Here is a 4,509-nt window from a genome sequence, read left to right as displayed (position 1 = left end):
CAGGCGCCTGATGAAGGCCATGGGCCTGCAGGGCATTATCCGCGGCAAGCCGCATCGCACGACCTACAGCGACAAGGCGGCGCCGTGCCCGCTCGACCATGTGAACCGCAACTTCAAGGCCCCGGCGCCGAACCGGCTCTGGGTCAGCGATTTCACCTATGTCTCGACCTGGGCAGGGTTTGTCTATGTCGCCTTCGTCATCGATGTGTTCGCCCGCCGCATTGTCGGCTGGCGGGTCAGCCGGACAGCGCATGCGGACTTCGTGCTTGATGCCCTTGAACAGGCCTTGCATGACCGGCGGCCCTGCTCTGGAAGTGGTCTTGTCCATCATTCAGATCGTGGCAGCCAGTATGTCAGTATACGGTATACGGAGCGTCTGGCCGAGGCAGGTCTTGAGCCGTCGGTGGGCAGTGTTGGTGACAGCTATGACAACGCTTTGGCGGAAACCATCAATGGACTCTACAAGGCCGAAGTCATCTGGCGGAAAGGCCCGTGGAAATCCATCGATGCCGTTGAATACGCCACCCTCGAATGGGTCGACTGGTTCAATCACCGCCGCCTGCTCGAGCCAATCGGAAACATCCCACCGGCAGAAGCCGAGGCCAACTACTTTGCAGCGCTGAAGGAAAACGCTATCGCTGCTTGACCCCAACCAAACAGCCTCCGGGGTTACCGGCGCGGTTCAATCCATACTATCCTGACCGACAATGATTTTGTTCGCTTACCTGCCCAGGAACCGGGAGACAGCCGACTTCCCGCTGGCGGCCATCCCTTTGAGCGCGTCTGAGCCAGTCACGGTATTAAGCACCGCCTGACAAAACCGAACCATCGCTGAACCAATGGCCAAGTTGAACGCACGAACCACACCTTGGAACAACGCTATTCGGCGCTATCATTATGCAAGTCATGGCCGGCTGAACGAACACCTCGCCACCATCCTCGTTGCCGGCAACTCCGCCAAGCGCCTGAAGATCCTCGAAGGGGCACCCCCGTTCGAGTTCGCAACAAGCGCTGAACAGGCCAACCCAGCCGCGTCAAAAGCTAAATCCAACCGAGTAATTCCCGGGACTGAACCCTAGGCAGTAAATGAGATCACCTCAGCTTCGCACTTAAATCGACATAACTCTGAGGCATCTCCAATTGCTAGATCCCATCAGTCCAAAGGCGCCTGCGATCAGTCATCAATATCCGCCAACTGTCGTGATTGAAGAACGCATACAATCATCGTAACGAGCAGAAGGGGGGCTACAATCAACCCCGCTCGGCTCAAACCGAGAGACAACACACTATCGGTGCCAGGTTCAGTGCCTAGACGACCGAGATATACAATCAGGTTTGGTCCCACTCCAAATCCAAGAAGATTCATTGAAAGCAGATTCATTGCAGCAAGGCGCCCGCGAAAGCGACTAGGGCTGAATATTTGGAATCCGAGAACAGGCAGGACAGCCCAAGCGCCGCTTATCATGACAGCCGCAGTCATCCAGATGAGAAGCATCGACGTATCATCGATTCGGGGCGCGAAAGGAAATACGATGAGGGCAGCGCAAGCTGCGATCAGCAAGGCCACTGGCGGACCAGCATTTCTTCGGAATCGCTCTATGCGCATTGCCAACCAAGGCCAGAAAAATATGCCGATAAGACCAGCGGGAGCAGTCCGAAATCCGAATGCGAAACCTGCCTGGGAGGGATCAAACCCATGCTCACGCACCAGAATTGTCGGCATCCACGCCGGCATCCCCAATCCAAATATTGTCAGCAATCCTCCACTCAATATGAATGGCACATAGAATGCCCAATTCCGGCGAAGATAGGCAAAAAAGTCTACCAGGCTCGCTTTATCTGCGTCTCTGTCCTCTGATACGCGGCGCTCGGGTTCCCGCACCAGCAGGAGGAAAAGAAATGCGAGAAACAAGCCCGGCAACCCCACCAAGACCATGGTGAGGCGCCAAGGAGCCATCGCCATGGATTCGCTGATCGTTCCGGCAAACTCAAGGGCGAGAGCCCCGACGACAAATGAGCCAGTGCCCATGATCGCCCCGACTGATGAGTACACAGCCATTGGGGTCGCGCGCTTTTCGCGAATAAAATAGTCAGCGATAAGGGATACGGCCGCCGGCGTGAGAACTGCCTCACCTACCGCGACCCCCGCCCTGCAGACGAGCAGGCTGGCGAACCCGTTTGCAAATCCTGAGGCAATCGTAGTCAGACTCCAAAGAGCAACACCTGCAAGCAACAGTCGTTTACGTTGATAAGTATCGATCAGATGGGCAAGCGGCAGACCCGCAAATGAATATAGAATGGAAAAGCCCGCGCCCATCAGCAGGCCAAGCTGTCCGTCGCCAAGGCCCAGGTCGCGTGAAAGCGGATCTGCCAGAAGCGACAGAATAAATCTGTCTACGAAAGATGTGGCAAACAGGAGCGTAAGCAGCGTAACGGCAACCCACTTTTGCCAAGCGTCTTGCGCGCCCATATCCTGTGTTCCCGACACTGTGCTCATACCCTAGCCCCCTCACCACTAAAACAATTGTACTTCTTGGCACGGATGACGTACAATGCTCAATACCAACAGTTTTAAAACGTCGGCCCCGGGCACAATAAATTCTTATCTGTGTTTCAAATGTGTCTGACTTGAGTTGGGTCTCAGCGCAGCCCTCCTTTCCAGCAAGCCGAGGCGACCGTCCCGTGCGTAGAAGATGTTGCCACCATGGGGATCCCTATGCAGGAATGTCTCGGGACTCCCGTCCAGAATGTGCCACAAAACATCTAGAGATTTCGCCGCTGTGTCGGCGTTCTTGAGAATCGCTTCCAGCATCTCGCCATGCTTGCAGGAAACCAGCTCCTTCCAACGAGCCTGCCTGTAGCAATGTTTGAGGAAGATTCGTTGGGGCTCTCGCCAAGTTATATCCCGTTCCAGCTTGGGCTTTTCCCACCATGCTCGGCGAAGCAAAGCTATTGCTTCCAGCTCACTGGCCATTTGGTCGACGGACCCTTGCGCCAGGTTGGCGCCGAATTTGACGCCTCGCTTGGTCAGCTCTCCTGCGGCTGATCGCTCTTAGCTGCGAAGAAAACCCGTGGAATTTTCATAGGTATTTCAGGCGCAACGTGATGGTAGAAATCGGCTTCCTGCTGCAGAGCCACAACAACGCGCTTGCGCTACTTGTCGTCAAGCCTCCCTGCACATAAACCGAATCAGCAGGGGCTCCCGGTCTCTCCTGTCGTGACAGGTGAGGTTAAAAACGAGCAAGTGTCGAGGTACCTCTATGTCCATCTCTTCGAACCGCTTGGGCAACCGATGCGCCAGGAAACTCCTGCTGAAAAGCTAGAGCAATCCACGTCTCATTGATGTCCGCCAGTTGTGTGGGAAGTGGAGATTGCGGTAAATCTTTTGCGTGGGGCTAAATCCAGATTTCGCCACTCACACCGGACCATTGCCGGTCCGACGGACATCCCCACTTACGAAGCGTCCGGTTCGCCGGCGCTGCGCATACGCATGCCAGAGGCTCTGCCTCTGTATTATGAAAAGCCCTGGCTCCCAAGCCGATCCCTCCATCGACCAGCAGGATCGACCCTATCGAGGGGCAACAGAGCTCTTCGAGAGTCCGGCCCAGGTTCAGATTCCGTTTTATGCTTAGGGCTTCTGACCCAGCCCCGTAAATTCCGGCCATGAATTTGCAGAGTCCTCGACACGAAGAGGATGACAAATGCGCAAATCACGATTTTCCGAAGAACAGATCATTGGGATGATCCGGGAGCACGAGGCTGGCGTGAAGACAGCCGATATCTGCCGCAAGTACGGCATCTCGGATGCGACCTTCTACAAGTACAAGGCGAAGTTCGGCGGCATGACGGTGTCGGACGCCCGGCGGCTGAAGACGCTGGAGGAGGAGAACTCGAAGCTGAAGCGCCTCCTGGCCGATGCAATGCTGGACAATGCCGCCCTGAAGGACCTGGCGACAAAAAACTTCTGACGCCCGACGCCAAACGGAAGGCCGTGCACCACGTGATGGAAGTGCATGGCCTGTCGGAGCGTCGGGCCTGCCGGCTGGCCGATCTCGATCGGTCCACCTTCCAGTATGAAAAACGCGATGGCGGTGACGAGAAGTTGCGCCAGAGGCTACGGGAGCTGGCCGGTGAACGCCGCCGGTTCGGCTATCGCAGGCTCGGCATCCTGCTGGACCGCGAGGGCCTCAGCGCCAATCACAAGAAGATCTACCGGATCTATGCCGAGGAGGGACTGGCCGTGAAACGACGACGTGGGCGAAAGCGGGCGACAGGCACACGTTCACCCATGCTCCTGCCGGAACAGGCGAATGAGCGATGGAGCCTGGACTTCGTATCGGACGCTCTCAGCGATGGCCGCCGGTTCCGCACGCTCTGCGTGGTCGACGACTTCACCCGGGAAGCCCTGGCCGTGGTCGTCGATGTCTCCCTGTCCGGCGTGCGGGTCGCCAGGGAACTGTCCAGGCTCATCACCCGGCGGGGTGCTCCGAAGATGATCGTCTCCGACAA

General features: G+C 56.9%; 3 protein-coding genes and 1 pseudogene. 2 read left to right on the top strand and 2 right to left on the bottom strand.

The window, feature by feature from the left end; translation table 11 throughout:
- Positions 1-646, top strand: a 646-nt coding sequence (locus tag B8784_RS15030; protein ID WP_143435293.1) for an IS3 family transposase, incomplete at its 5' end; no start/stop codon positions are given.
- A gap of 528 nt (positions 647-1,174) precedes the next feature.
- Here B8784_RS15030 and B8784_RS15025 read toward each other — a convergent pair.
- Complete coding sequence (locus B8784_RS15025; RefSeq protein WP_084398740.1) at positions 1,175-2,497, bottom strand: MFS transporter; 1,323 nt, start codon at positions 2,495-2,497, stop codon at positions 1,175-1,177.
- A gap of 105 nt (positions 2,498-2,602) precedes the next feature.
- Positions 2,603-2,974 (bottom strand): phosphotransferase, encoded by a 372-nt coding sequence (locus B8784_RS22240; protein ID WP_084398739.1) that lies wholly within the window; start codon positions 2,972-2,974, stop codon positions 2,603-2,605.
- Positions 2,975-3,701: 727 nt separating this feature from the next.
- Between B8784_RS22240 and B8784_RS22000 the strand changes: the two are divergent.
- Positions 3,702-4,509, top strand: a pseudogene (locus B8784_RS22000) (IS3 family transposase); the annotation flags it as partial.

This window comes from Henriciella aquimarina (assembly GCF_002088975.1).
GTDB classification, from domain to species: Bacteria; Pseudomonadota; Alphaproteobacteria; order Caulobacterales; family Hyphomonadaceae; genus Henriciella; species Henriciella aquimarina.
This window is presented reverse-complemented; position numbering and strand designations above follow the sequence as displayed.